At 67.7% G+C, this 3,398-nt stretch carries 2 protein-coding genes and 1 pseudogene; all 3 read right to left on the minus strand.

The features are described 5' to 3' along the window. The coding region (guaA, locus tag RSA25_RS03380) for a glutamine-hydrolyzing GMP synthase (protein ID WP_332807503.1) at positions 1-1,112 on the minus strand (1,112 nt) is incomplete at its 3' end. A 111-nt stretch (positions 1,113-1,223) separates the two neighbouring features. Then, positions 1,224-2,681: an IMP dehydrogenase gene (guaB, locus tag RSA25_RS03385; RefSeq protein WP_332807504.1), complete on the minus strand. Its 1,458-nt coding sequence runs from the start codon at positions 2,679-2,681 to the stop codon at positions 1,224-1,226. A 227-nt stretch (positions 2,682-2,908) separates the two neighbouring features. Next, positions 2,909-3,398, minus strand: a pseudogene (locus tag RSA25_RS03390) (bifunctional methylenetetrahydrofolate dehydrogenase/methenyltetrahydrofolate cyclohydrolase); the annotation flags it as partial.

Consider the following 3,398-nt stretch of genomic DNA (forward strand, 5'->3'; position numbering starts at 1 on the left):
GGCTCCACCAGGCCCAGCTTCATGTGCTCCGGCAGGCCGCCCACGTTGTGGTGGCTCTTGATCACATGCGCCTTGCCGGTCTTGCTGCCGGCCGACTCGATCACGTCGGGGTAGATGGTGCCCTGCGCCAGCCACTTGGCGTTGCTCAGCTTGTTGGACTCTTCATCGAAGATGTCCACAAACAGGTTGCCGATGATCTTGCGCTTGGCTTCCGGGTCGCTCACGCCTTCCAGCTTGCTGAAATAGCGGTCCGCGGCATTCACGCGGATCACCTTGACGCCCATGTGCTCGGCGAACATCGCCATCACCTGGTCGCCTTCCTGCCAGCGCAGCAGGCCGGTATCCACGAACACGCAGGTCAGCTTGTCGCCGATCGCCTTGTGCAGCAGCGCAGCCACCACCGACGAATCGACGCCACCGGACAGGCCCAGGATCACCTCGTCATCGCCCACCTGTTCGCGCACGCGGGCGATCTGGTCGTCGATGATGTTGGCCGCCGTCCACAGGGTCTCGCAGCCGCACACGTCCACCACGAAGCGGCGCAGCAGCGCCTGGCCCTGCAGGGTGTGGGTCACTTCCGGGTGGAACTGCACGCCGTACCAGCGCTTCTCTTCGTTGGCCATCGCGGCCACCGGGATGCGATCGGTCACGGCGGTGACGGTGAACCCCGGCGGGGCCACGGACACGTGGTCACCGTGGCTCATCCACACGTTCAACTTCGGCTCGCCGCCGTGGTCGCTCAGGCCCTTGAACAGCGCATCGGGGTGCACGACGTTGACTTCGGCATGGCCGAACTCACGCTGGTCGGCCGCTTCGGTGGCACCACCCAGCTGGGCCGCCAGGGTCTGCATGCCGTAGCAGATGCCGAAGATCGGCAGGCCGCTGTCGAACACTTCCTGCGGCGCGGCGGGCGCGCCCGGCAGCGTGGTCGATTCCGGGCCACCGGACAGGATGATGCCCTTGGCGCCGAAGGCGGCGATCTCGGCCGGGTTGTGGTCCCACGCCCAGATTTCGCAGTAGACGCCCAGCTCGCGGATGCGGCGGGCGATCAGCTGCGTGTACTGCGCACCGAAATCGAGGATGAGGATCTTGTCGTTATGGATGTTGGTCATGGTGCCCGGGCAATGCAGGAGTGAATACGGGAAACACGGAATCGTTACCGGCGGCCGATAGAGAAAGAGGAACGGGAATCAGCTTCCTCGTTCCTCTTTGCTCACACCGCATCAGGCGCGGTAGTTCGGCGGTTCTTTGGTGATCTGCACGTCGTGGACGTGGCTCTCACGCTGGCCGGCGCCGCTGATCTTGACGAACTTCGGCTTGCTGCGCATGTCTTCGACGGTGCCGCAGCCCACGTAGCCCATGGTGGCGCGCAGGCCGCCCATCAGCTGGTGGATGATGCCGCCAACCGGGCCGCGATACGGCACGCGGCCTTCGATGCCCTCGGGCACCAGCTTGTCGGCGCTGGAGGCGTCCTGGAAATAGCGGTCCTTGGACCCCTTCTCCATGGCGGCCAGCGAGCCCATGCCGCGGTAGCTCTTGTACGAACGGCCCTGGAACAGCTCGGTCTCGCCGGGCGATTCCTCGGTACCGGCCAGCAGGCCACCGATCATGATGGTGGAGGCACCGGCGGCCAGCGCCTTGCCGATGTCGCCGGAATAACGGATGCCACCGTCGGCGATCAGCGGAATGCGGTCCTGCAGCGCCTCGGCCACCAGGTCGATCGCGGTGACCTGCGGCACGCCCACACCTGCCACCACGCGCGTGGTGCAGATCGAGCCCGGGCCGATACCGACCTTGACCGCGTCCGCGCCGCTGTCCAGCAGCGCCAGCGCGGCTTCGCCGGTGCAGATGTTGCCACCCACCACCTGCACCTGCGGGAAGTGCTTCTTGACCCACGCCACGCGGTCCAGCACGCCCTGCGAATGGCCGTGCGCGGTGTCCACCACCAGCACGTCCACGCCGGCGGCGACCAGCGCCTCGACGCGGCGATCGGTGTCGCCACCCACGCCGACGGCGGCGCCGACCAGCAGGCGGGTCGCGGTGTCCTTGGCGGCGTTGGGGTAGTCGGTGTTCTTCTGGATGTCCTTGACCGTGATCAGGCCGCGCAGGGCGAACGCATCGTTGACCACCAGGATCTTCTCGATGCGGTTGCGATGCAGCAGCTGCAGCACTTCCTCGGACGCGGCGCCTTCCTTGACCGTGATCAGGCGATCCTTCTTGGTCATGATGTGGCGGACCGGATCGTCCAGCTCGGTTTCAAAGCGCATGTCGCGATGGGTCACGATGCCCACCAGCTGGCCGCCGCCGTCCACCACCGGCACGCCGGAGATGTTGCGCGCCTGGGTCAGGGCCAGCACGTCGCGGATGGTGGTTTCCGGACCGACGGTGATCGGGTCGCGGATGACGCCGGCCTCGAACTTCTTCACCTTGGCCACTTCGGCGGCCTGCTGCTCCACGGTGAGGTTCTTGTGGATGATGCCCATGCCACCGAGCTGGGCCATGGCGATGGCCAGGCGGGCTTCGGTGACCGTGTCCATGGCCGCGGAAAGGATCGGAAGCTTCAGCCGCAGGTCGCGGGTCAGCCGGGTTTCCAGGCTGACATCCTTGGGCAGGATCGTGGAGTGTGCGGGGACGAGCGAGACGTCGTCGTAGGTGAGAGCTTCAGCCTGGATGCGCAGCATCGGCATACCCGAGATGTGGGGAAGCGCGACATTTTACCCCTTTTCCGTCCCGAGCGGCAGGGGGTGGATGCGACGCAGTGTCGCGCCAGCGGCCCGTAGCGCCGAGCGAGGGCGACCCACCATGCCCCAGGAGGATGAGCCCCCGAAGTTCGGGGGCGGCCGCGAAGCAGCGGGGCGTGGGTGCTGGTGAACGGAGGCCCGCGGTTTGCAGCGCAGACCGTGGGGCGTCAGCGCGAATGCGCCGACGCGTCCGCCTCCGCCGCTTCCAGCGTGTTCTGCATCAACGTGGCCACGGTCATCGGCCCTACCCCGCCCGGCACCGGGGTGATCCAGCTGGCCCGTGCGGCGGCGGCCTCAAAGCCCACGTCGCCGACCAGCCGGCCGTCGTCCAGGCGGTTGATGCCCACATCGATCACCACCGCCCCCGGCTTCACCCATTCACCCGGCACGATCCCGGGGCGGCCCACCGCCACCACCAGGATGTCGGCCTCGCGCACGCTGCGCTCCAGCACGTCGCGGGGGGTGAACTTGTGGCAGCTGGTCACCGTGCAGCCGGCGATCAGCAGCTCCAGCCCCATCGGCCGGCCCACGTGGTTGCTCACGCCCACGATGGTGGCGTTGCGGCCGCGCACGGGCTGGTCGGTGTGGCCCAGCAGGGTGACGATGCCGCGCGGGGTGCACGGGCGCAGGCCGAACTCGCGCAGCGCCAGATGGCCC

It is taken from the genome of Stenotrophomonas sp., assembly GCF_036662295.1.
Classification (GTDB): domain Bacteria; phylum Pseudomonadota; class Gammaproteobacteria; order Xanthomonadales; family Xanthomonadaceae; genus Stenotrophomonas.